The organism is Thermodesulfovibrionales bacterium, assembly GCA_035622735.1.
Lineage (GTDB): Bacteria > Nitrospirota > Thermodesulfovibrionia > Thermodesulfovibrionales > UBA9159 > DASPUT01.
Map to the genome: position 1 here is coordinate 1 of DASPUT010000035.1, position 22,377 is coordinate 22,377.

At 54.4% G+C, this 22,377-nt stretch carries 20 protein-coding genes; 15 read left to right on the forward strand and 5 right to left on the reverse strand.

Annotated features, from left to right (window positions below; translation table 11 throughout):
* Positions 1-376: hypothetical protein (locus VEI96_01795; GenBank protein HXX56715.1), on the reverse strand; the 376-nt coding region annotated here is incomplete at its 3' end.
* A gap of 704 nt (positions 377-1,080) precedes the next feature.
* On the opposite strand from VEI96_01795, the gene VEI96_01800 reads away from it, so the two are divergent.
* The 5 genes from VEI96_01800 to VEI96_01820 all read left to right on the forward strand — a co-directional run bounded on the left by VEI96_01800 (position 1,081) and on the right by VEI96_01820 (position 7,651).
* Positions 1,081-2,052 carry a hypothetical protein gene (locus tag VEI96_01800; protein HXX56716.1) on the forward strand — a complete coding sequence of 324 codons (972 nt, stop codon included), beginning with the start codon at positions 1,081-1,083 and terminating at the stop codon, positions 2,050-2,052.
* A 303-nt stretch (positions 2,053-2,355) separates the two neighbouring features.
* The gene (locus VEI96_01805; protein ID HXX56717.1) at positions 2,356-3,051 is read left to right on the forward strand and encodes an HAD family hydrolase; all 696 of its coding nucleotides are present in this window, start codon (positions 2,356-2,358) and stop codon (positions 3,049-3,051) included.
* Positions 3,052-3,142: 91 nt separating this feature from the next.
* Positions 3,143-5,689: an alpha-glucan family phosphorylase gene (gene glgP / locus VEI96_01810; protein HXX56718.1), complete on the forward strand. Its 2,547-nt coding sequence runs from the start codon at positions 3,143-3,145 to the stop codon at positions 5,687-5,689.
* A gap of 155 nt (positions 5,690-5,844) precedes the next feature.
* A complete protein-coding gene (locus tag VEI96_01815) occupies positions 5,845-6,846 on the forward strand; it encodes an ABC transporter substrate-binding protein (protein HXX56719.1) in 1,002 nt (333 codons plus the stop codon).
* 79 nt (positions 6,847-6,925) lie between these two features.
* Entirely contained in the window at positions 6,926-7,651 is a 726-nt protein-coding gene (locus VEI96_01820) for a methyltransferase domain-containing protein (protein ID HXX56720.1), read from the forward strand.
* A 21-nt stretch (positions 7,652-7,672) separates the two neighbouring features.
* On the opposite strand, the gene tmk is transcribed toward VEI96_01820, so the two are convergent.
* From tmk to VEI96_01835, 3 genes are all read right to left on the reverse strand, one after another.
* On the reverse strand, positions 7,673-8,305 hold the full coding sequence (gene tmk, locus VEI96_01825) for a dTMP kinase (protein ID HXX56721.1): 633 nt from the start codon (positions 8,303-8,305) through the stop codon (positions 7,673-7,675).
* On the reverse strand, positions 8,302-9,309 hold the full coding sequence (locus VEI96_01830; protein HXX56722.1) for a hypothetical protein: 1,008 nt from the start codon (positions 9,307-9,309) through the stop codon (positions 8,302-8,304). The genes tmk and VEI96_01830 overlap by 4 nt, the downstream gene beginning before the upstream one ends.
* 64 nt (positions 9,310-9,373) lie before the next feature.
* Positions 9,374-10,636 (reverse strand): class II aldolase/adducin family protein, encoded by a 1,263-nt coding sequence (locus VEI96_01835; protein HXX56723.1) that lies wholly within the window; start codon positions 10,634-10,636, stop codon positions 9,374-9,376.
* A 137-nt stretch (positions 10,637-10,773) separates the two neighbouring features.
* Between VEI96_01835 and VEI96_01840 the strand changes: the two genes are divergently transcribed.
* Positions 10,774-11,205, forward strand: coding sequence for a ClpXP protease specificity-enhancing factor SspB (locus VEI96_01840; GenBank protein HXX56724.1), 432 nt, complete (start codon positions 10,774-10,776; stop codon positions 11,203-11,205).
* 17 nt (positions 11,206-11,222) lie between these two features.
* On the forward strand, positions 11,223-13,139 hold the full coding sequence (glgB, locus tag VEI96_01845) for a 1,4-alpha-glucan branching protein GlgB (protein ID HXX56725.1): 1,917 nt from the start codon (positions 11,223-11,225) through the stop codon (positions 13,137-13,139).
* Here glgB and VEI96_01850 read toward each other — a convergent pair.
* On the reverse strand, positions 13,132-14,040 hold the full coding sequence (locus VEI96_01850; GenBank protein HXX56726.1) for a histone deacetylase: 909 nt from the start codon (positions 14,038-14,040) through the stop codon (positions 13,132-13,134). The two genes, glgB and VEI96_01850, sit on opposite strands and share 8 nt — an antisense overlap.
* 154 nt (positions 14,041-14,194) lie before the next feature.
* Here VEI96_01850 and VEI96_01855 point away from each other — a divergent pair, with 154 nt between their 5' ends.
* The 8 genes from VEI96_01855 to VEI96_01890 all read left to right on the forward strand — a co-directional run bounded on the left by VEI96_01855 (position 14,195) and on the right by VEI96_01890 (position 22,366).
* On the forward strand, positions 14,195-14,785 hold the full coding sequence (locus tag VEI96_01855) for a sigma-70 family RNA polymerase sigma factor (GenBank protein HXX56727.1): 591 nt from the start codon (positions 14,195-14,197) through the stop codon (positions 14,783-14,785).
* Positions 14,786-15,868 (forward strand): DUF2275 domain-containing protein, encoded by a 1,083-nt coding sequence (locus tag VEI96_01860; protein ID HXX56728.1) that lies wholly within the window; start codon positions 14,786-14,788, stop codon positions 15,866-15,868.
* 369 nt (positions 15,869-16,237) lie between these two features.
* Positions 16,238-17,110, forward strand: a complete 873-nt coding sequence (locus VEI96_01865; protein HXX56729.1) for a HAMP domain-containing sensor histidine kinase — start codon at positions 16,238-16,240, stop codon at positions 17,108-17,110.
* A 128-nt stretch (positions 17,111-17,238) separates the two neighbouring features.
* Complete coding sequence (locus VEI96_01870) at positions 17,239-17,622, forward strand: hypothetical protein (GenBank protein ID HXX56730.1); 384 nt, start codon at positions 17,239-17,241, stop codon at positions 17,620-17,622.
* 1,266 nt (positions 17,623-18,888) lie between these two features.
* A complete protein-coding gene (locus VEI96_01875) occupies positions 18,889-20,343 on the forward strand; it encodes a DUF4139 domain-containing protein (protein ID HXX56731.1) in 1,455 nt (484 codons plus the stop codon).
* A gap of 111 nt (positions 20,344-20,454) precedes the next feature.
* Positions 20,455-21,621, forward strand: coding sequence for a (Fe-S)-binding protein (locus tag VEI96_01880; protein ID HXX56732.1), 1,167 nt, complete (start codon positions 20,455-20,457; stop codon positions 21,619-21,621).
* Positions 21,622-21,647: 26 nt separating this feature from the next.
* The gene (locus VEI96_01885; GenBank protein HXX56733.1) at positions 21,648-22,145 is read left to right on the forward strand and encodes a class II aldolase/adducin family protein; all 498 of its coding nucleotides are present in this window, start codon (positions 21,648-21,650) and stop codon (positions 22,143-22,145) included.
* Positions 22,146-22,159: 14 nt separating this feature from the next.
* The gene (locus VEI96_01890) at positions 22,160-22,366 is read left to right on the forward strand and encodes a zinc ribbon domain-containing protein (protein ID HXX56734.1); all 207 of its coding nucleotides are present in this window, start codon (positions 22,160-22,162) and stop codon (positions 22,364-22,366) included.
* Positions 22,367-22,377: the final 11 nt, after the last annotated feature.

Genomic DNA, 22,377 nt, shown 5'->3' on the forward strand with positions numbered 1-22,377 from the left:
TGAAGGCGTAAGTCACGCGGACGCCTGCCGCCGTCTTCGTGTCGATCTTTTCCGCCGACACAAATGTCACCCCCGCGCCCATGTCCACGGCCTTGCCCTTGAGGATATCCTCCTTGAACGGGCCCTCATCCGAAGCCTTTGGGGAGCCCTCTTTCGAATCCGACGCAGCGTCCGATTTCGACTCGGTCACTGACGCGCCCATCTGCCTTGCGATGCTTTCCATCATCTCCTTCATCTGCGCCGGGTTCATCGTCATCGTCTGCACCATCGTCCCGCTGCCGTCACCGCGGAGCTTGATATCCGTCAGAAAGGTGATGCAACCGGTGAGAGATGCCGCAGCAGCCACGGCAAGACAAATCACGCCGAGTCTTTTCATAAAAAACCGATGACCGCGATGAATCTCTCTTTTCAGCATGGGAGAATCATAGCAGAAAAGAGGAAATTATCAAAGACGATCATGACAATTCAGTGGTCAGCAGAATTAGCGAAGGGGTTTTACCCTTCAACCATCTATTTCGAACCTATGGAAATAGCGATGAAGAAATTTCCGCCATAACGAATCTTCACGTAGGATAAACGATGATAAGTAAATCAGACTTTGTCTGATTTACTTGCTGAGTGTTCGGGCATAGCATTAATTTGTGGAAGTACGAAATGCTGGATCTCACTCACATCCATCGCAGAGACTTATCCTGAAGGGGGGTGATAGTGAAGCATCGGGAAGAATCTCATTCGTTGGGTATTTCTTGTCTCGAAAGCGTAACCGTGTGCTGTAGTGCATTGCCCGAGCCGATCTGAATCCGTGCGTCACTTTGACGGCGACGGCGTGTTCGACTTAAGGATTTCAGTGCGGAGGCATGCCTTAGCAGCACAGCAAAGGAGGGAGAAATGGGTAGTATTAAAAGCATAGTCCTTGGTTCTATGATGCTAATACTGATATTGGCGAGTGGGCAAACGGACGTTGCCCAAGCGGCCAATGGCGTTATATTGCATCAGTTTACAACGGTCCTCACGTGACCCTCTACGGTCCCCGGAAACGGTGACGTCAACCCTTACGGCGTCGCCAGGGTACCGCGCACCGTGGGTAATCTGATAAAAGACCACATCCTGGTGAGCAACTTCAATAACAGCGGAAACCTGCAGGGCACTGGTACGACAATTGTTGATGTGGCGCCGGACCTGTCGTCCGTCAATCTCTTCGCACAAATTGACCCTAACTCATTGCCCGGCCCTTGTCCGGGCGGCGTCGGATTGACGACAGCGCTTGTGGTTCTGCGCTCCGGTTGGGTGATCGTCGGAAGCCTGCCTACTACCGACGGCTCTGCTGCAACGGCCGAGGCCGGCTGCCTCATCGTGCTCGACAGCAGCGGCAACCCTGTTGAGACCTTCTTCGGCTCGCTCATCAGCGGTCCGTGGGACATGGTCGCAGCTGACAGTGACCACGAAGCCAAACTCTTTGTCACCAATGTGCTGAACGGCACGGTAGCTGCCAGTCCTAACGTTGTGAATCAGGGCACAGTGCTCCGGATTAATCTGGTGATTTCCCCGAACAGCATGCCCTCGATCGAATCCATGACGATCGTCGGTTCAGGTTTCTCTGAACGCACCGACCCTGATGCTCTCGTGATAGGACCGACCGGCGTCGGTCTCAGCCCGAGAGGAAACTTTGACAAGGATTCTCCCTGGAAGTTCGGAGAGAAAGGAGAGCCGGTGCTCTATGTCGCTGATAGTCTGAATAATCGCATAGCGATAATTCCCGATGCGCTCGACCGCACCACGTCGGCCGGCACCGGTTTTACGCTCTCCAAAGGCGGAAGCTTGAACGATCCTTTAGGGCTCATCGTTGCCCCGAACGGTCACATTCTGACTGTGAACGGCAATGACGGCTTCATCACGGAGATTACTCCTCAAGGAAAACAGATCGCCACGCAGCTCTTGGACAATACCGGCGCACCGCCTGGAGCCGGCACTCTCTTTGGTTTGGCTCTCGACCCTGCTCGCGGCGTCTTCTTCGTGGATGACGGAAGCAACACACTAAACTTGCTGCATTAAATCAGGAGAGACCCGGCATTTCCGTAGGGGGGCGAAGAGGTTATGCCGGGTCCATTTTCTTTACTTTTTCATCAGAGAATTGTGAGACGTCTTTAATCTTGCAGTCGGCTCTTCGGGGCCCATCGAGGCGTTTCCGATATCACTACGAGAATCGACCGAGAAATAGGTAACCTTCTCTCTATTCCTATTATTGGGTTAGCCCCGCACTCGATCAAGTCTCCGAATGCCTTGTGTCTCCGAATGCCTTGTTGACTGGCAAATTTCTTGTGCTAAACTTAACAATAAATACCCTGGGGCCACTCGATGGTATCGCAGAACGAAGTTGTGTTCCTGTTTGACGTGGATAACACGCTGCTCGACAACGACAGGGTCGAAACCGACCTCCGTAGTCACATCGAAGAGGAGTTCGGGACAAAGAGCAGGGACCGGTACTTTGCGATCTTCGAAGCGCTGCGAGCCGAGCTCGGTTATGCGGACTACTTAGGGGCCTTGCAGCGTTACCGTGTCGAGGAGATCTGCGATCCGCGACTGCTCCTCATGTCTTCGTTCCTCGTCGATTATCCTTTTTCCGATAGGTTATACCCCGGCGCGCTCGCTGTCCTCGAGCGTATGAACTCTGTGGCGACAACGGTCATCCTTTCCGATGGCGACGTTGTCTTCCAGCCCCGCAAGATACAAAAATCGGGACTTTGGGATGCGGTCGGCGGCCGCGTCCTGATTTATATCCATAAAGAGCGGATGCTCGACGATGTCGGGCTGCGTTACCCCGCCCGCCATTACGTCATGGTCGACGACAAACTGCGCATCCTCGAAGCGATGAAGAAGATCTGGGGGAACAGCCTGACAACGGTCTTTGCTCGTCAGGGGCATTACGCGCTCGATCCGCGAAACTCGGTAACCTATCCGCCGGCTGACATCACCGTCGCCGAGATCGCAGACCTGATGAATATCGATCTTACCGCATCTTTTCTGCATGAGAAGGCCGTTTCGGCAGACTGAGAGACTAGTGAATGGCGCGCCAGGAAAGGAACCATGAGGATGCAACCGGAGCTCTCCGTTTCCTCATGGCCAGAGTGAAGAGGAGGAGAAAATGAGCGAACCGACAACAGGCAGTCACCCCATATACGCCTTCCTGCCGTCTGACGTAGAGGGGATCGATTCTCTCGTAGAGCTGGCCCTGGACATGCGATGGTCGTGGAATCATTCCGCGGACGAGGCATGGAAGCAGCTTGATCCGGAGTTGTGGGATCTCACGCACAACCCCTGGATCATTCTCCAAACCGTCTCGCGGGATCAACTCCGGCGCCTTCTGGCCGATTCGGCCTTCCGTAAGAAAGTGGATGAACTCGTTCAAGCCGGCCATAGCGCCGCCGAGTCACCGGCGTGGTTTCAGGAAAAATATCAGGATGCTCAGCTCTCCTGCGTCGCCTATTTCAGCATGGAATTCATGTTGAGCGAGGCACTCCCCATCTATTCCGGCGGACTCGGCAACGTTGCCGGGGATCAACTGAAGGCCGCGAGCGATCTCGGCGTGCCGGTGGTCGGCGTTGGGCTGCTCTATCAGCAGGGCTATTTCCGGCAGGTCATAGACCGGAACGGAGCCCAGCAGGCCCTCTTCCCCTATAACGACCCGGGCCAACTGCCCATTACTCCTCTGCGCGAGCCGAACGGCGAGTGGCTGCGGCTCGAGGTGAAGCTGCCCGGCTACTCGCTCTGGCTGCGGGCCTGGCAGGTTCAGATCGGCAGGGTGAGGCTCTACCTGCTCGACAGCAATGACCCGGCCAACTTCCCTGCCCACAGGGGGATCACCGGCGAGCTTTACGGGGGCGGGCCCGAGGTGCGTCTCATTCAGGAGATCCTGCTCGGCATCGCGGGATGGCGTCTGCTCCTCACACTCGGCATCAGGCCTGAGGTCTGCCATCTTAATGAAGGGCATGCGGCTTTCGCCGTATTGGAGCGCGCACGATACTTCATGGAAGAGACCGGTCAATCTTTCGAAACAGCACTAGCCGTTACCCGCGCAGGAAACCTCTTCACCACCCATACGCCTGTCGCTGCCGGGTTTGATCGTTTCGAACCGTCCCTTGTCGGACAGTACCTCGGCGGATATGCCCAGGACAGACTCGGCCTTTCGCTCGATGAATTGCTCGCCCTCGGCCGCAGAAACGGGAATGACTCCTCTGAATTCTTCAACATGGCGTATCTGGCGGTGCGCGGCAGCGGTGCGGTCAATGGAGTGAGCCGGTTACACGGGGAGGTGAGCAGGCGCATCTTCCAACCCCTCTTTCAGGGCTGGCCCGAGATCGAGGTGCCGGTGGGGCACGTGACGAACGGAGTCCATATGTCGACCTGGGATTCGGAAGAGGCCGATGAACTCTGGACCGGAGCCTGCGGAAAGGAGCGCTGGATGGGAACGGTCGAGACCCTGGAAGAGAAGATCCGCAGCGTCGAGGACCCCCTCTTCTGGGAGTGCCGCGCATCTGCACGTGAAACGCTCATCGATTACGTCAGGGAGCGGCTGTCGCGGCAACTGTCCGTATCGGGCGCTCCGGCCGGCGAGATCGAAGACGCGAAACATATCTTTGACGCCAACACCTTGACACTCGGCTTCGCCCGCCGCTTTGCTCCCTACAAGCGGCCGAACCTTCTCCTCCACGATCCGGAAAGGCTCCTTCGCATACTCACCGATCCCCGACGGCCCGTCCAGCTTATCATCGCCGGTAAGGCTCACCCGGCCGATCAGCAAGGCCGTGACATGATCACTCAATGGATGCGCTTCATCAGCCGACCGGAGGCTCATAAGCATGTGATCTTCCTCAGCGACTACGACATGCTCCTGACGGAGCGGCTCGTGCAAGGGGTAGATGTCTGGATCAATACACCGAGGCGACCCTGGGAGGCCTGTGGGACGAGCGGCATGAAGGTGCTCGTCAACGGCGGGCTCAATCTCTCGGAGCTCGACGGCTGGTGGGCCGAGGCCTACTCGCCTGAGGTGGGATGGGCGTTGGGTGACGGCAGGGAGCACGGTGACGATCCGGCATGGGATTATGCCGAAGCGAAAGCCCTTTACGAACTGCTCGAAGAGAAGGTGATCCCCGAATTTTATAGCCGTGACCAAAACGGCATCCCTACCGCCTGGGTCGCGCGCATCCGTGAGAGCATGGCCAGGCTGACGCCCCTCTTTTCCGCCAACCGTGCGGTCTGCGAGTATACCGATCGATATTATATCGCTGCTGCCGCCGCCTTTCGCGAACGAGCAGCAGATAGGGGCTCACGGGGAGCTGCCATGGTGAGTTGGAAACATTCCCTGGAACAGAAATGGGCTAATCTGCGTTTCGGTGAAGTTAACGTCACGTCGGATCCGGAAGGGCACGTGTTTGAGGTTCAGGTCTATCTCAATGGTATCGAACCGAATGCCGTGCAGGTGGAACTCTATGCTGACGGAGTGAACGGCAGGGATCCGGTGCGGCAGGAGATGACACGGGGCGGGCACCCCGTCGGCGCGGAGAACGGCTACATCTACCGCGCGACAGTGCCGGCGTCCCGACAGGCGGGGGAGTACACAGCGAGGGCATACCCCCGCTATCCTGGAGTTTCTATCCCTCTCGAAGCGGTCCAGATTCTATGGCAACGGTAATCGATCGGAGGTGACTCATACTGCGGTACATTGCTGCTGGCATCCAACCGACGCCAGGGTTGTCACAAAAAGGGGAGACGGACCGCCCACGCTGGAAATCCCTTTCTCGCAGAATATGCTATCCTTATGTCATAGAGAAGTTCCGACAGAAACAGATGACGAAACGGTCTTTTGCAAGTAACCTCACAATCGCGGCGCTCATCATCGCTCATTCCTTCTTTATTTGCGTATCCGGATGCAGCAAGAGTAGTACCTCGTTGCCGAAACCGAAAATCGCGATCCTGGAGGACAAGCAACTCGAGTGGGCAGACCGACTGAAGGACGGGTTTCTGTTCGGACTGTCACGACAGGGCATCGATGCCACGATCGTTTCCCGTTCCGCGGCCGGAGATTCCCGAACTCTCAGCGCACTGGCAGAAGAGTTGGCACAAGGGAATTTTATACTGATTTATAGCCTCGGCACGCAGGCGACTCAGGAGGTGTTCCGGAAGACAAAGACGAAACCGATAATCTTCGGGGCGGTCACCGATCCAAAGGAGGCAGGATTTTATGGCGAAGATCTCAGGCATCCATTGGGCAATATAACAGGCACGCAGGACCTCTGGCCCTATTCGGCCCAGTTTGACGTAATAAAGAAGTTGTTACCGAAAGTGAGGAAAATAGGAATCATCCATAACCCGAATGAACAGAATTCCGGGGTCTCGGTAAAATACATAAAGGCTGAGTGCGGAAACCGCAATATCAGTGCTGTCGTGAGGTCCGCAGCAACACCCTCTCAGATCGAGACGGCGGTTGATGCGCTTCTCCGTGAGGGTGTCGACCTTCTCTTCATCCCTTCCGATAACACGGTGCAGGCATCGTCACACCGTATCATTCAGTCCTGTCAGAAGAAGAAGGTCCCTGTCTTTACCGGTATCTGCGAAATCGTCGAAAAGGGTGCCTTAGCGGCTGTCGGAGTCGACTATTCTGAATTGGGCAATGCGAACGCGCAGCAGGCCGGTGAGATCATCCTCAAAGGGAAGCAGGCGAGGGAGTTGCCCGTCGTGTCCGCGGACAAAGGCAATATCTGCATCAACCTTGGAGCAGCGAAAAATCTGGGGATACCGGTGCCGAGCGAGATTATCGAGAAGGCCTTCAAGATATACGAATACCAGTGAGTCAAGAGAAGACTCTTCGAGACCGACCGCAAGAAGACTACCGGCAGAATGGACCGGGGAAGTCTGAGGATATCATGGTATGAGCGACTTCAGGGGGTCGGCATGGGCGGATGATGCCTTTGCGGAGAACTATCTTGAGAAAGCCGATGTTTATATACCTGAGCGGGGAAGGATGTTCCGTTTGGTCTCCTCGCTCTTTTCGCATCTTTTTGAGGGACGGGCGGATATCAGGCTCCTCGATCTCGGCTGCGGAGACGGCATTCTCAGTCAGGAGCTGCTGAAGGTGAACGGTTCCCTGTCCGCCACATTGATTGACGGCAATGAAGGCATGCTCCAAAGGTCTCGAGAGAGGCTCAAGGAGTTCCGAAACGTACATTTTATAAAAGCGACCTTCCAGGATATATTGCATGGTATTGTCGCTCTCGACACGTTTGACTTTTGTGTCTCTTCCATGGCGATTCACCATCTCGATCTGACCGAAAAGGCCGCCCTCTTCCGACTCATAGCATCACATCTGAGGACCGGAGGTCATTTTGTAGACATCGATACGGTACTTCCGCCGTCCCAAGAACTCGAGAACTGGTATTTCGCGATCTGGAAAGACTGGATGGGACACATGATGCATCGCCGCAATGTTCAGGATGAAATGCCTGAGGATCTCATAAGACGTTATAAAGACCCTTCGAGCATGAACAAGCCCGATACGCTGGGAAATCAATTGAGGGCATTGCAGGGGGCGGGATTCCGGGACGTTGATTGCTATTACAAGAACGGTATTTTCGCGGTCTTCGGAGGAAGGAAGTAAACGGGCAGAGGAGAGATCGCCTTACGCAAATCTTCCGCGCAGAAAGTCATCTACGACCACGATTATCCGCGAATGTACTTCTTCAATCTTTCCTGAAACATCGATTACCCTTATCCTATCGGGTTCCTTGCGGGCGAGGTCGTGGTACCCTCCTCGCACTCTGTCATGGAAAGCGAGATCCTCGAGTTCGAGCCGGTCGACCTTATTGGCACCCCGGTTCCGTTTCAGTCCGATCTGGACTGCGATGTCGAGGAGCAGGGTCAGGTCCGGTTTCAGACCGCCTGTCGTAATCCTGTCGAGGGTGGCGATAAGCTCCCTGTCTATCCCTCTGCCGTATCCCTGATAGGCGAGAGTTGAATCACTGAAACGGTCGGTAATGACAACCTTCCCCGCATCCATTGCGGGGCGGATGACCTCATGGAGGTGCTGACGCCGGGAAGCGTTATAGAGGAGCAGCTCCGTAGTATGGTCCATTTCGGTATGTTCGATCTTGAGGAGGACCTCCCGTATGCGCCGCCCTATCGGTGTTCCGCCCGGTTCTTCGGTCAGAACGGTCGGATACCCTTTCCCCGCGAGATGCTCCCCGAGAAGCCTGATCTGTGTCGTCTTTCCGGTGCCTTCTATGCCTTCGAAGGATACGAAGGTCCCCCTCACGAGAATTCCTCTTTGAGTCTCATGAGCAACTGGAAAATCTTCAGCGTCTCTTGGACTGTCCTCGAACCCGCGCCGCACGACGGGGTGATGATCGTCCGGGACAGGAGGAGGTCCTCAGGTATGTCGCGGGAAAGCGTCCCGAGCCGCTCCTTAAATGCTGCGGCGATCGAATCGGGGGTTTCCTTTTCAACGGCATCCGTAGTCGGGACGATCCCCCAGGCGAGATAACCGCCTCGATCGAGAAATCTCCTCACCTCCCGATGATACATGGCGATATTATCGAAATAGGCATAGGCGTCGAAGTTGATAACGGCAACCCCGCTCTCCATAACAAGGGGCCAATCGGCGTTGCCGCAGCAGTGGATTCCCGCAACTCCCCCGGAGTCCTTGATGGCCGAGACCGTCTCGGAGAGCAGCCTGAGAGTTTCCTCCCCGCTCACGCCGAGATATGTGCTCGACCCGATCGCGGAGAGTATCGGCTCGTCGATGAATATGAGGACGTTGTCTCCGTGAGGCCTCAACTGATCGATCTGCCATCTCGCCTTTGCCTGGAGCAGCATCATGGATATCTCCCGCAGTTCCTCGTCGAAGTAGATGAGTCTGCCGTCGCTGTCCTTCAGTCCGAGGGTAAAGGTGAGCGGGCCGGTAACCTGGCCTTTTATGGTCGTAAAATGCCTGCCTTTGATCGCCCGCAAGAAGCTGTGGAACCCCCGCGCATAGTCGTCCGAGATCGCGATCTTGCAGGTGTCCCTGCACGTCTCATAGAACCTCTCGAGGTCGTCATTCGCGCTCCTCTCGATCGCGATGGTTTCATTCTTCGTGTCGACGGCGACAAAGGGCATTCCCTCGGAATACTGCGGGATCATCCATTCCAGAAAAGAGGCCCGCGGCAGCTGCGGCCAGAAAGGGATATCAAAGGTCTCGAGAACGAGCCTGCAGGCCTCGTCAGGATTTTTATGGGGAAGACTCCCTATGCCGGTCACCGAAAAAGGCTTTATCATCATAAAAAATGATACCCCAACGTGACGGAAAAGGCAAAGAAGAAAACAAGACCGACGAAAGGCGGGGTTAACGCCGAACGAGATACTTTTCCGTCAGCCTGAAGTATTCTTCCCTGCAAGTCCTCTCTATATCGAGGAGCATCCTGAAGGGTCTCCGAAAATCGTACATCCCGGAGGCGAAAACACCGTGGCCGTAAACGATAGCCCCCCTGCCCGACTTCATCGCAGGAGGCACCGTATGCATCAGCCCTGTCGGGCCCCTGCCGATCTCCCCGGAGACCACCGGAATTCCTAAAATATCCCTCTCCTCCCTGCACGCCCGGTGGCAGAGGTCCCTGTCGCATCCCTCCTTCAGACAGTGCATCGACATGATGACCGAGAATTTCGGATGGCCGTGGAGAATCGCGTTGTCCCCGGAACCGTAATAGACATTCTTATGGGCCGACAATTCCGAGGACGCCGTAATCCCCACCGACGATGAACCGTCGAGCGGGACCGCGTCGATGCAGCATTCGAGTTCGTCTAGGGAACTTCCCGTCTGACTGATATAGATCGTGTCGTTATGGACGTAAGATATGTTCCCGAAGAAAGAATCAACGAGACGGCAGTCAACGAGCGCCCGTCCCGCCTCTGAAAGCATCCTCAGAATGTCACCTTCATCTCGGGGCGGACCCTGCATGAGGGAAGGTACGCATGGCACCGGGAGATCGGAAGTGCGATCGGCGCTCTCCTCTCCTTCGGTCATCGGCCCCTCGCCAGTCGCGTGCCTTACGGCGCTCGCAATCTTCTCGAAGCTTTCGGCAAAGGCCTTGTCGGGACTTCTCTTCTTTGCTGCACAATGCTCGAGATAGATGAGGCTGTCGTAAAAGAATTTAACGAAAAGGGAGAAACAGGCCGAACTGAAGGATACGAACGCCTGCTCCGGGGATACCACGCCGTACGTCGCTATTCCCCTGCCTCTCAGAATCGCTGACTTTCTCTGGGATAGGGCCTTCGCGATCGCCTCCGGAGAGTACTCGTCAATGACCGGTATGTCATGGAAGAAGGTCCTCGTTTCGCAGTCCATCGGCTTGATCCTCGAAGGGACGCCCCCCGATGGGTGACGGCGAAGCATTTCATCGATGATGCCGTTGTAGGGTTCGGCAGGCTTCGAAAAGAGGAAGGTATTGATGTTCATGTACTCAAAGATCCTGCTGAGGTTCAATACCTCATCCCGGAGCGGCCTGTTCGATACGACCTCGGCATCGAGGGCGAGGAGGAGGGCATCTTCCTTCCGCGCGAGACCCTGCGATTCGAGCTTGTCGAGATATTTCTTGATAAGTTTGTCCATATGCCGCGCAGGGAAGCGTATTCCTTTCCGGAATTTTCTTATTATATCAGAGTCATGCATCGCGCTTCGGTCCGGACCATTTTTCTCCTTCCAAAGAGACGGGAAATCTGCTAGAATTTTTTATTATGTCGTCAACGATGGACGAACTGAAGAAGACTATCTTCTATGAGATGCTTGGTCTGGCGGGCCGCGTCTTCATAGTCGTGAAACATTCCCCCGAAGTGATGATCGGAACCCGCGGGTTCACCGAAGAGGAGATAAAGAACGGGATCGTTCTCGTCTTCAACGGGAAGATGAATTTCTCCTGGGGTGACCGGGGCATTTCCACGTCGCTCGTCTTCGGTTCGACTTCCCAGAAATGTTTCATACCGGCAGGAGATATCATGGTCATCTATTCTCCGGAACTGAATGCACAATTCATGACTTCCCCGCTCGCCCGCGAGGATGAACTGGACCCGAAGGAGAATTCCGCAGCAGAGGAAGCGGAGAGGAGGGGGAACGCCTCCGATAACTCAAAGGTCGTGAAGGTCGATTTCCAGAAGAAGCGCAGTAGGATTCCAAAGCAGTAGCAGACCCAGAGGAACCGATGAATCCCTCCAAGAAGAAGACGCTGCTCACCGATTTTGACCTCCATCTCATCGGGGAAGGGAGCCATTACCGTCAATACGAGAAACTCGGCGCCCGTCTGACGGAGATGGATGGTGCACGGGGGGTACATTTTGCGGTCTGGGCTCCGAATGCGAAGCGCGTGAGCGTCATCGGAGACTTCAATGGCTGGAATGCGGCGGCCCACCCGATGATGAACCTCGGCGACTCGGGAATATGGGCCCTCTTTGTCCCGGGACTCGGTGAAGGCGAGATCTATAAATACGAGATACGGTCGAAGATCAGGAAGTACACGACACAGAAGTCGGATCCCTTCGGGTTTTATTTTGAAAAGAGGCCGAAAAGCGCATCTATCGTCTACGACATAGACGGTTACCTCTGGGGTGATGATTCGTGGATCAGGAAAAGGGTGGAGACGGACTGGCTCTCGTCCCCGATCTCCATTTATGAGGTCCATCTCGGTTCGTGGATGAGAGTGCCTGAGGAAGACGAACGATGGCTTACGTACCGTGAGCTTGCGGAGAGACTGATCCCCTACGCTCAGGAGATGGGGTACACCCACATCGAACTCCTCCCGATAAACGAGCATCCCCTCGACGCGTCATGGGGATACCAGACGATAGGATACTTCGCGCCTACGAGCAGGTTCGGAGAACCGAAGGATTTCATGTATTTTGTCGACCGCTGCCATGCGGCGGGGATCGGGGTGATCCTCGACTGGGTTCCTGCGCATTTTCCGACAGACGGCCACGGCCTCGGATTTTTCGACGGCACCTGTCTCTATGAGCACGAGGACCCCCGGAAGGGATTCCATCCTGATTGGGGGACGAAGATCTTCAATTATGGGAGGAGCGAGGTGAGGGGCTACCTGCTCTCGAGCGCGCTCTTCTGGCTTGAGAAGTATCACATCGACGGTCTCCGTGTCGATGCCGTGGCGTCGATGCTCTACCTCGACTATTCGCGGAAAGAAGGGGAATGGATACCGAACAGATACGGCGGGAGGGAGAACCTCGAGGCGATAGACTTCATCAAGAAGTTCAACATAGTCGCGCACGAGCAGCACCCGGGCATACTCACCTTCGCCGAGGAGTCGACGGCGTGGCCGCAGGTATCGAAGCCGACCTACCTCGGCGGGCTCGGGTTCAGCATGAAATGGAACATGGGCTGGATGAACGACACCCTCGAATATTTCTCGAAAGACCCCGTTCACAGAAAGTACCACCATGGCAACCTCACCTTCAGCCTCCTCTATGCGTTCAGCGAAAACTTTGTCCTTCCGCTCTCCCATGACGAGGTGGTGCACGGGAAACGATCGTTGCTCGACAAGATGCCGGGCGACATGTGGCAGAAATTTGCGAACCTGCGCCTGCTCCTCGGCTTCATGTTCGGCCACCCGGGAAAGAAACTCCTCTTCATGGGCGGCGATTTCGGCCAGTGGGACGAATGGAACTTCGACAGGAGCCTCGACTGGCATCTCCTCGACACTGAACCCCACCAGGGGCTTCAGCGGTTCGTGAAGGACCTTAACCGGTTATACCTCTCGGAGCCTTCCTTCCACGAGGTAGATTTTGAGTCTACCGGCTTTGAATGGATAGACTTCCACGATGTCGAGGGGAGCGCGATCTCGTTCCTGAGACGGGCGAAGAACCAGAGCGACCATACGGTCTTCACCTGCAACCTCACCCCCGTTCCGAGATATAAATACCGGATAGGCGTGCCTCAGGAGGGATTTTATCAGGAGATACTCAACAGCGATTCCGACTTCTACTGGGGCAGTAATATGGGCAACGCCGGAGGCATACTCGCCGAACCCATCCCTTTCCAGCTGAGACCGTATTCACTCAACATCACCCTGCCCCCTCTTGCGGTCACGGTGTTTAAGCCCACATCTACCTGAGCATCTCCTCAATCGTAATAACCACTGCCCTTCCGAGGGCGTCCAGGTCGTAACCGCCTTCGAGGGCAAAGACCGCCGGCAGGGAAAATGAGAGTATCCCCCTCACGATAGACCTGATTCCTTCATCGGAGACCCTGATCGCGGCCAGGGGGTCATCCTTGTGCATGTCGTATCCGGCTGAGACGAGGATAATGTCAGGGCCGAATCCCCTGACCAGACCGGGCATCACCTCATGGTAGGCGGCGCAGTATTCCTTGTCTCCCGAGCCGCCCGCCATCGGGATATTGTAGGTGAAACCCTTTCCCTTTCCTCTCCCCCGCTCCGACTCGCTTCCCGTGCCGGGATAGTGGGGGTACTGGTGCGTACTGAAATAAAAGACGGTGTCGTCGTCCTCAAACATGTGCTGCGTGCCGTTACCGTGATGGACATCAAAATCGACGATGAAGACCTTCTTGTAGCCGAGTCCCTGGGCGTACCGCGCGCCGACAGCGACGTTATTGAAGATACAGAACCCCATGGCCCTCTCAGCCTCGGCATGATGCCCCGGAGGTCTCACGGCACAGAAAACCCTTTCGACGGTCCCCGCCTTACACCTCCCAACACCCGCCATGACCGCCCCTGCGGCAAAGAGGGCTGCTTCGAGACTGTCCTTCGAGATATAGGTATCCGGGTCGGCATATCCCTGTCCGAAATGCCTAATCTTCTCGACATAGCTGTGGTGATGCACCAGCTCGACATCTTCATAACCGGCCTTCTTCGGGGCGATATGCTCCAATCTCTCCCACAGGGGAGACGCCTTCAGGCTGCCGACTATCGACAGAAGCCTCTCCCTGCATTCCGGATGTGACCGCGGAGTCTCGTGCCGGAGGAATATGTCGTCGTAAACGAAGCCGGCTTTCATGAAGAAATTCTATACCAAGAAGCTCCTTTAGTCAAAAAAGATCTGAGGGGAAGAAGGTCTGTTCTGGACCGGATCACTATTTGAGTATGGTATCCTTGATTACTGAGGAACATTTTCCTCGATCGGGGTGTCTAATAGTATGTGGCACAGAGAGATGAGGGCAGATGAGGATTTCGAGTATGTCTCCCTCTGCAAGAAGGGAGACCTCGAAGCCTTCGAGGCCCTGGTGCAAAAATACCAGAAGAGGATGCTCAACATCGCCCTCCGGATGACGGGCAGCTATGAGGAGGCTTGCGACATCGTGCAGGAGGTCTTTGTCTCGGTCTACAGGAATATCGGAGGGTTCGAAGGAAGGGCGAAGTTCTCGACCTGGATCCATGCGATAGTCATGAACCTCTCGCGAAACCGCCTTAAGCAGATGAAGGCGAGGCTCTCACAAGAGCCATTTTCGTTAGACGACCCTCTTCCTGCCGAAGACGGCCCCTTGAGAACCGAGCCCGTGTCCGGAGAGGTTTCGGCCCTCGAACGTCTCGAGAAAAAGGAACTGCAGGGTCTCGTGCAGCGATGCGTATCGGCCCTCGACGGAGAATTCAGGGAAGTGATCATTCTGAGGGACATGCAGGGTTTTTCCTATGAAGAGATACATGATATGCTTAAGATACCGCAGGGGACGGTAAAGTCCAGACTTTCCAGGGCGAGAGAGGCTGTCAAGGACTGTCTCAAAAGGGCGATGGGGGAATTATAGATGGACTGCAAAACCATTCAAGAGAGCCTATCGGCGTTTATCGACGGTGCCCTTTCCGCGGAAGAAAAACTTCTCGTCGAGGAACACCTTAAGTCCTGCAGTAAATGCGGCGAGGCGCTGGGAGACCTCAGGAAAACGGTGGAGCGGGTGAGGCAGATCGAGGAAGTCGAAGCTCCTCCCTGGCTTGCGGAGAAGATCATGGCCCGGGTTCGATCGGAAAGACCGCCCAAACGAGGACTCTTCCGCACACTATTTTACCCCCTTCGTATAAAACTGCCGATCGAGGCCTGCGCAGCCATTCTCATCGCCGTAGTGGCGATGCATATTCTGAAACCGATGCAGCCCGAGATGAGGCTTGCTAAAGCGCCTTCGGAAGAGACGATGAAAGGAGAGACCCCTTCGCCGGTCAGACCGCCGGACGACGTCTCCATGCCATCGAAAAAACCCGACGTTGCCATGCCCAAAAAGGAGGAGCCTTCGTCTCCCTCCTCCAGCGAGGAAGGAAGAGGTCTCGCTGAGGGAGAACAACATGAGTCCTCTCGTTTAAAAGAGAGCGTACCTGCTCCGGCAAGTCCGGAGAATAAGTCGCAGCTTTCGGGAAAAACGGAAATAGGGGGCAGCCACGCGGAATCGGCAAAGGCCGCCCCACCGGCGATGAAACCGAGCGTTGCCCGTTCGGCGGATGCGCTCGCAAAGGGAGAGGTGAAAGGTGGAGAGGCTCCGTTTGAACCGAAATTGAAGGCATTGACGAACGGTGAGGTCTTCATTCAGGGCGATGATATCTCTATCACGGTGACTAACATGTCCGAGCATAATGTCGAAATTGCAGATGGGCAATTCATAAACAGCGGATTCGCAAAGGTCGAGAAGAAGGATGACAGAGGAGCATGGATGAGCGTAGAACTTTTCACCGCTGCGAATGTAATCGCAAAGAGAACATTAAAGCCCCGGGAAAGTCATGTTTACATATGGAGAACGGCCGGTCTTAGCCGAAACGGTACGCCGGTGGTTCCAGGGATATACAGAATCAATCTCGGTGATCAGACATACACAAACAATTTCGAGATAAAGGAATCTCGATAAGCGAAGGACAAAGTAGGCCTGCCTGTTTCATTGGGAAATCAATGCTGCCTCCGGCGTTATATACCCCGACATGATGACACTTTCAAAAAGGCGCAACTAACGAGAAGTACATCCATGAACAGAAACTGTCTTCTTTTTGTCACAGGTGCGAGGTTACTTCGAGAACTAAACGCTGGGCGCAATTCGACCTGTCTCGGTTAAGACCAATAATGAATGCCGCAGAAGTGTCGCACGACTATCTTTATAGGGTTCGGGATGTGACGTGCAGGCGTCAAAGACGGGAATCCAAGAAATGGTCGATGTCGGCTCTACCGCTTCCCAAATCGAGTGCTGGTTGCTGGGGGATAGGTATTCGGCTATAATGTCATCATGGAAGGCAAGAATTTTGATCTCTCAGTTCCAGGTGCGAAGGAAAACGCTATAGCGTCGATCGAATCGGCGAAGACCGAACTGGAACATGCACTCGCGGAATTAAATGATCTGCCGACCTTGGATCCCAATGTGATTCGCTATGCTGCTCATGCGATCAAGAATTATCTGACTGTTGCTGGTGGTTGTGTTGCTCTACTCTCCCATGCGCTAGGGGATTCCGCTAACGAGCAGGTAAAGACTTGGCTTGAGGGTCTGCAGCATGCGACAAAGTTAATGATTCAGACGGTTCGGTTGTTGAGCAATGCGGCTGTAGCTGTGAAACTGGATTTAAAATGGGAGAAAGTGGATTTGCCTTTGTTGGTACAGAGGGGTTGTGAGTATTACGCAGACCAAGCCCGGGGAAAACGGGTTGCGGTTGTTTTTGAACCCGCAGTGGAGCCAGTGTACGCATGGACCGACAGGGTTGTGGTGGCTGCAGTGCTTGATAATCTGCTTTCCAATGCGGTAAAGTTCTCCGCATCCGGTGGTGTGATTCGTGTTTCTGTAATCGCCGAGCCTAGCTATGTCGTCTGTTCTGTGCAGGATAACGGTCCTGGCTTAACTCCAGAGGATCAGGCGAAACTGTTTCAGCCGGGCGCAAGGCTTGGGCCATCTCCTACAGGGACAGAGTTGTCTACCGGGTATGGTCTGGCGATCTCGAAGGATATGATCCAGGCGTTGAATGGACATATCTGGTGCGAAAGTAACGTGGGGCTGGGTTCGTGCTTTTCCTTCAGGTTGCCTCTATATGAGGGGCAGGACAAGGCGGCTACTCCTTCTCACGTATCACATGTGACAAAAAAGCAACATGGGGCACCCTCACGTAAGTAGTCGAAAGGTCGCCTAGCTTTGCAGTTAGTATTTTAGCCCATACCTTCGTGCATACCACCGAATTTTGGGGGAGAAGGGTTGTCATTTGTGGCATAGGCAATAATGTTGGCTGGAAAGGTTGGTGCAAGATGGGCATGAATCTCAAAATATCCGCTAAATCAGGATTTCTTCACGTAATGGCGACAGGTGAGTTCTCGTTAGAAGAGGCCAAGAGGATCTTCATTGAGGTGCTTGATATTGTTGCAGAACAGAAAGCTGAGAAGATCCTGTGCGATGGACGGGAAGTCAAGGGCGAGCCCGAAAAGTTCGAGCGGTTTCTTTACGGCAAATTCGCCGCAGAGACGGTTGAGAGGTACATAATAGAACAGGGGATTCCCCGTCCACAGTTTGCATATGTTCTTCACGAGCCAGTCCTTGACCCGAAGAGGTCCGGCGAAACCGTCGCAGTAAATTGGGGCATGCGGGTTAAAGTCTTTGACAATCTCGAAGATGCTCTCGAATGGCTTAGATAACCACTACCCAACACTGGCAGCGCCACAGAACAAGTTATCGGCCATGCAGGTTGCGCAGTTCTAACGTTAAGGGTGGTGAATCTCCAGCACCAGTGTAGTAAAGGGCGCATGCGATAGTCACCTCGCTGAGGATGCATCGTTGCCTTCACCACCCTTTTGGATGAGTGTTATTCGCGGTATTCCTCTTCCCCAAGCAGATGACTAGTGAATGTTATTACCGGAAACTAGCGCATTAGCTCTTGGCCTGTTATGCGGACTTGGAGAGGAACCCAATAGTTATCAAAAGTAGCAACTCGCGTTGGGAGGAAGTACTCAGTTAGAGGAGTTGGCGATCCGTACAGCAAGCGCTTATTGTGACTCGCCCACTTCCAGTTCATCCAGTTCCTTGAGCAGAAACTTTCTATACAGAAAATCTCGCAAAAGGATAAGATACATCAAAATTCCAAGAACAGATGCTTGAAAGAATTCTGCGGAATCGTACTTGTGTATGAGGATGAGCATTATTATATAAAGAGGTGATCCCCAAAATGCGACTTTAGCAAGTTTTATAAGTCGGATATATGACCTTAGAATTTTTCTTCTCCTGACTTGTGGCAGACTCTTTAACCAAAGAACTTTCTTATTCCTTGTGAAATAATTAAGAAGGCCCCTACGATTAAGAAAAAGGCTATCCACCCCGCTATCAAGTTAAACGACAATGGAAATGAGATCACATCGATCTCCCCATTAGTTACCGGCTGAACTATTGAAAAGCATACCAGTTCATGGGGAAGTATGCTTCAGGAGGAATTTCGGCCTTGCTCTTTCTTCGTACAATGAAGACAACGGCGAAGAGTTTTTGGTGACGGCTTACATATCATTATCAGCACACGCTGATCGCGCGTAAAGGAAGGGAGAGCAAGCTCCCCTCCCTGGGCAATTGATTGCCTAAATACTTTTTAGGCCGATGTATTAATATCGGTAATGTCCGTAGTGGCCATGTACAAACTGTTGATGAGAAATCATTCTATAGTTCCACGGCTGGCCGTTCCAGCTGTGACTGCTGTAATACCCTCTCCATCCGGGATTTACATGGCGGGAAAACGGCGGCACGCCTGCTCCATAGTATGCCCATCCGCGATTGTAATTAAGATCGATGCTGCATTTCCCCCATCGGCCCTCACCATTTCACGCTGAACAAAAAAAATAACGACTCTCAGGAACTTTTTTCTCACCTCCCTTGTCTCATTGACTAAGAAGTGAAAAGACAAACCAAAGGAGGTTGAGATGAAAGCAGGATATCTCATAGGTTCGGCAGTTCTCTTTTTGTCGCTTTTTTGCGTGGGTCAGATGGCTCCCGCCCGGGAGGAGGCAGAGAAGACTTCATCTGCTTCTTCAGGGGTGGATGACCAGACAGGGGTAGCGGTGACGATTTATAACGTGAACCTCGGCCTTGTGAAGGATCAGAGGAGCCTGAAGCTTCCGAAAGGGATGGGGGAGTTGAGGTTTATGGATGTGGCTTCGCAAATCATTCCGACAAGCGTCCATATCAAATCACTTCTGAACACCGACAGCCTCCAGGTCTTGGAGCAGAACTATGAATATGACCTTTTGAATCCCCAGAAGCTCCTTGACAAATATGTCGGCAAGGAGGTGAAACTCTACAGCAAAAATCCCTACACCGAAAGGGAGGAGATCGTAACCGCCACACTCCTTTCGAACAACGGGGGACCCATTTTCAAGGTCGGAGACGAAATCACCTTCGGCCACCCGGGGAGGATCATATTCCCGGGGGTCCCGGAAAACCTTATCTCGAAGCCGACACTAGTCTGGCTTCTCGAAAATAGTCTTCAGTCTCTACAGAAAGTGGAGGCTTCATACCTTACGAACGGGATCAACTGGAGGTCCGATTATGTCGTGACCTTGAACGAGCACGACGACAGGGCGGATCTCTCCGGCTGGGTCACGATTGATAATAGAAGCGGCGCAACGTACAAGGACGCGAAGATAAAACTTGTCGCAGGTGACGTGAACAGGGCAAAGGATGAGCTGGCGTATCAGAAGGGGATGGTTCGCGCTGCAGAGGCAGCGGCAAAACCTGCTGCACCGCAGTTTCGGGAGGAGGAGTTCTTCGAGTACCATATCTATACCCTCCAGAGACCCGCCACAATAAAAGAGAACCAGACGAAGCAGATCAGCCTCGTGAACGCCGGTGACGTCAAGGTAAAGAAAGAGCTCGTCTACTACGGCGCCCAGTACTACTACCGGTCGAGCTACGGAGAGAAGATCTCCAACCAAAAGATCGGCATCTTTGTCGAGATGGCAAACAGGAAGGAAGACAACCTCGGCATCCCCCTACCCAAGGGCACGGTGAGGGTCTATAAGCGGGACAGCGAAGGGGGTCTCCAGTTCGTTGGCGAGGACTCCATCGATCATACCGCCAAGGACGAGAAGGTGCGGGTAAAGCTCGGTGATGCCTTTGATGTCGTCGGAAGCAGGAAACAGACCGACTGGAAGAAGGTCGCATATGACACGTATGAGGCGGCCTTCGAGGTCTCTCTCAGAAATCACAAGAAGGAAGATGTGATAGTGAGGGTCATCGAGCCCATCCCGGGAGAATGGATCATGCTCAGCTCATCTCATGACTATAAGAAGACGGAAGCGTTTACCGCTGAGTTCGATATCGCGGTGTCGAAGGACAAGGAGACGAAGCTCGTCTACAGGGTGCGGATGAGGTTTTAGGCGGAGACCGGATATCGAATGGGGTGATTCTTTTCGTAAGAAAGGGAGAGACGGATCGCTGCCGTCTCTCCCCCGTTTGCCAGAGGGTCTTTCGATGCATTAGAATATTTGATGCCAACGTCTGCTTACCTGTCGGACCTCACGAAATGCGTGAGGTGCGGGAGCTGCAAGGCTTTCTGCCCGACGTACGAAGAGGGCATGAGAGAGACGATGACCGCGCGCGGTCGCCTCAGACTCCTGAGAGGGTTGCTCACGGAAGAGATCAGGCCTTCTCCGGCTCTCAATGAGCGCCTCTTCAGCTGTATGCTCTGCGGTCTCTGCGAAACCCTCTGTCCGCTGCAGATCGATATCATCGGGGCCTTCTATCACGGCAGGAAGGTGCTGCGTGATCAGGACCCCGGGAGAAAGTATCTCCGGTTGCTCACCCGCCTCTCCCTTCACAGGCCGGCGCTCAGTTATCGGATTGCGAGGATGCTGCAGCATCTCGTCAATCCATCCGTCCTCGAAAGGGCCGGAATCCCTTTTTCCGTTACGCTGCCGCCCCATCCCCTGAGGGATGATCAGCAGGTATATAAACCAGAAAAGAAGATCGGACGTGTCGCCTTCTTCGCGGGCTGCAGCACGAATTATCTCTTCCCCCATCTCGGCGCCTCCCTGATAAACGTCCTCCTGCGCCTCGGCTACGAGGTCGTCCTCCCGAAAGGGGAGGCGTGCTGCGGTGTTCCGTTGAGGAGTCTCGGCCTCGAAGAAGAGGCGGTCGAAATGGCGAAGAAGAATTATGCCCTCTTCAGCAGACTCAACACGGAAGCGGTCCTGAGCCTCTGTCCGACCTGTGTCTCCGCCCTCAAGGTCGATTACCCGAAACTCATCGGCGTCAGTCTCGACAAGGTGATGGATGTAACGACTTTCCTTGCCGACAGGCTCGATCTCATACAGCCGAGACAGGGAGCCTCCTTCACCTCGGTGACCTATCACGACCCCTGCCACCTCGCCTATTCCCTCGGCGTGAGAAGAGAACCGAGAGAGCTGATACGCCGCTCGGGCGTCGAATTTATCGAGGCCGGGGGAGAGGGCTGCTGCGGTTTCGGCGGCCTCTTCAGCGTCCAATACCCGAAGATTTCAGGGGACCTCCTGAAAAAGAGGTCCGATGCCTACAGGGAGACAGGGGCCGATGCGGTCATAACAGCCTGCCCCGGATGCATGCTGCAGCTCGGCAAGGGCATGGAGGACAAGCGGGTATTTCATATTATCGAGCTCCTGGAGGAGGCTCTCTGTTAAACGAGTTCAGGCTGTTCGGGAGACTGTTGTATGAGGCCGGCTTCGTCAGCTACCGCGCGGGGAACATGAGCGTGAGGACCAAGGAGGGACTTCTCATCACAAAGAGCGGGGCTCCCCTCGGTTTTCTCGATGAATCTCTCCTCGTCGCCGGTCCCCTCGACGCTCCGTTGCCCGGCGCATCGGTGGAATTGCCGGTCCATCAGCATATCTACCGGTATACGGACGCGGCAGCTATAATCCATGCCCATCCTCCCTTTGCGGTGGTCCTTTCGCTTCTCTCCGAGGCGATTCTGCCTGCGGATACTGAAGGCGCATTACCTCTGGGAGATGTACCTGTTATAATAAAAAGTGAAGTGTCTGATTACCTGGAAATCGCGGGATTGTTGAGGGAAAGGGTTGCTGTCCTTATGCGGGGTCACGGCAGCTTTACACGGGGAGGATCGCTTGAAGAGGCATTCTCGAGGACAAGTACCCTCGAGGCATCGTGCCGGATCCTCTATCGGTTGTCGGCCGTGGAGAAATAATAACCGGAGGAAACATGCCGATTTTTGAATACAGATGCAACGGTTGCGGGGAAGATTTTGAGAAGCTCGTCTTCGGCAACCAGGCCGTGCGGTGTCCGAAATGCGATTCCGGAGACATCAAGAAGAAGTTTTCCACCTTCGGAATGAGCGGAGTCGAACATGCGGGGTCGTCGTCGGGCTGCAGTTCCTGCAGCAGTGGCTCCTGCAGCTCCTGCCATTAGCGGTTCGCGTC

Bases quoted from the DNA above. Each gene is read 5' to 3' on its own strand.
- VEI96_01880 (HXX56732.1), top strand. From the start codon at position 20,455: ATGCCAACGTCTGCTTACCTGTCGGACCTCACGAAATGCGTGAGGTGC.
- VEI96_01855 (HXX56727.1), top strand. From the start codon at position 14,195: ATGAGGGCAGATGAGGATTTCGAGTATGTCTCCCTCTGCAAGAAGGGA.
- VEI96_01860 (HXX56728.1), top strand. From the start codon at position 14,786: ATGGACTGCAAAACCATTCAAGAGAGCCTATCGGCGTTTATCGACGGT.
- VEI96_01830 (HXX56722.1), bottom strand. From the start codon at position 9,309: ATGATGATAAAGCCTTTTTCGGTGACCGGCATAGGGAGTCTTCCCCAT.
- VEI96_01850 (HXX56726.1), bottom strand. From the start codon at position 14,040: ATGAAAGCCGGCTTCGTTTACGACGACATATTCCTCCGGCACGAGACT.
- VEI96_01815 (HXX56719.1), top strand. From the start codon at position 5,845: ATGACGAAACGGTCTTTTGCAAGTAACCTCACAATCGCGGCGCTCATC.
- glgP (HXX56718.1), top strand. From the start codon at position 3,143: ATGAGCGAACCGACAACAGGCAGTCACCCCATATACGCCTTCCTGCCG.
- VEI96_01870 (HXX56730.1), top strand. From the start codon at position 17,239: ATGGGCATGAATCTCAAAATATCCGCTAAATCAGGATTTCTTCACGTA.
- glgB (HXX56725.1), top strand. From the start codon at position 11,223: ATGAATCCCTCCAAGAAGAAGACGCTGCTCACCGATTTTGACCTCCAT.
- VEI96_01805 (HXX56717.1), top strand. From the start codon at position 2,356: ATGGTATCGCAGAACGAAGTTGTGTTCCTGTTTGACGTGGATAACACG.
- VEI96_01890 (HXX56734.1), top strand. From the start codon at position 22,160: ATGCCGATTTTTGAATACAGATGCAACGGTTGCGGGGAAGATTTTGAG.
- VEI96_01835 (HXX56723.1), bottom strand. From the start codon at position 10,636: ATGGACAAACTTATCAAGAAATATCTCGACAAGCTCGAATCGCAGGGT.
- VEI96_01865 (HXX56729.1), top strand. From the start codon at position 16,238: ATGGAAGGCAAGAATTTTGATCTCTCAGTTCCAGGTGCGAAGGAAAAC.
- VEI96_01840 (HXX56724.1), top strand. From the start codon at position 10,774: ATGGACGAACTGAAGAAGACTATCTTCTATGAGATGCTTGGTCTGGCG.
- VEI96_01820 (HXX56720.1), top strand. From the start codon at position 6,926: ATGAGCGACTTCAGGGGGTCGGCATGGGCGGATGATGCCTTTGCGGAG.
- VEI96_01875 (HXX56731.1), top strand. From the start codon at position 18,889: ATGAAAGCAGGATATCTCATAGGTTCGGCAGTTCTCTTTTTGTCGCTT.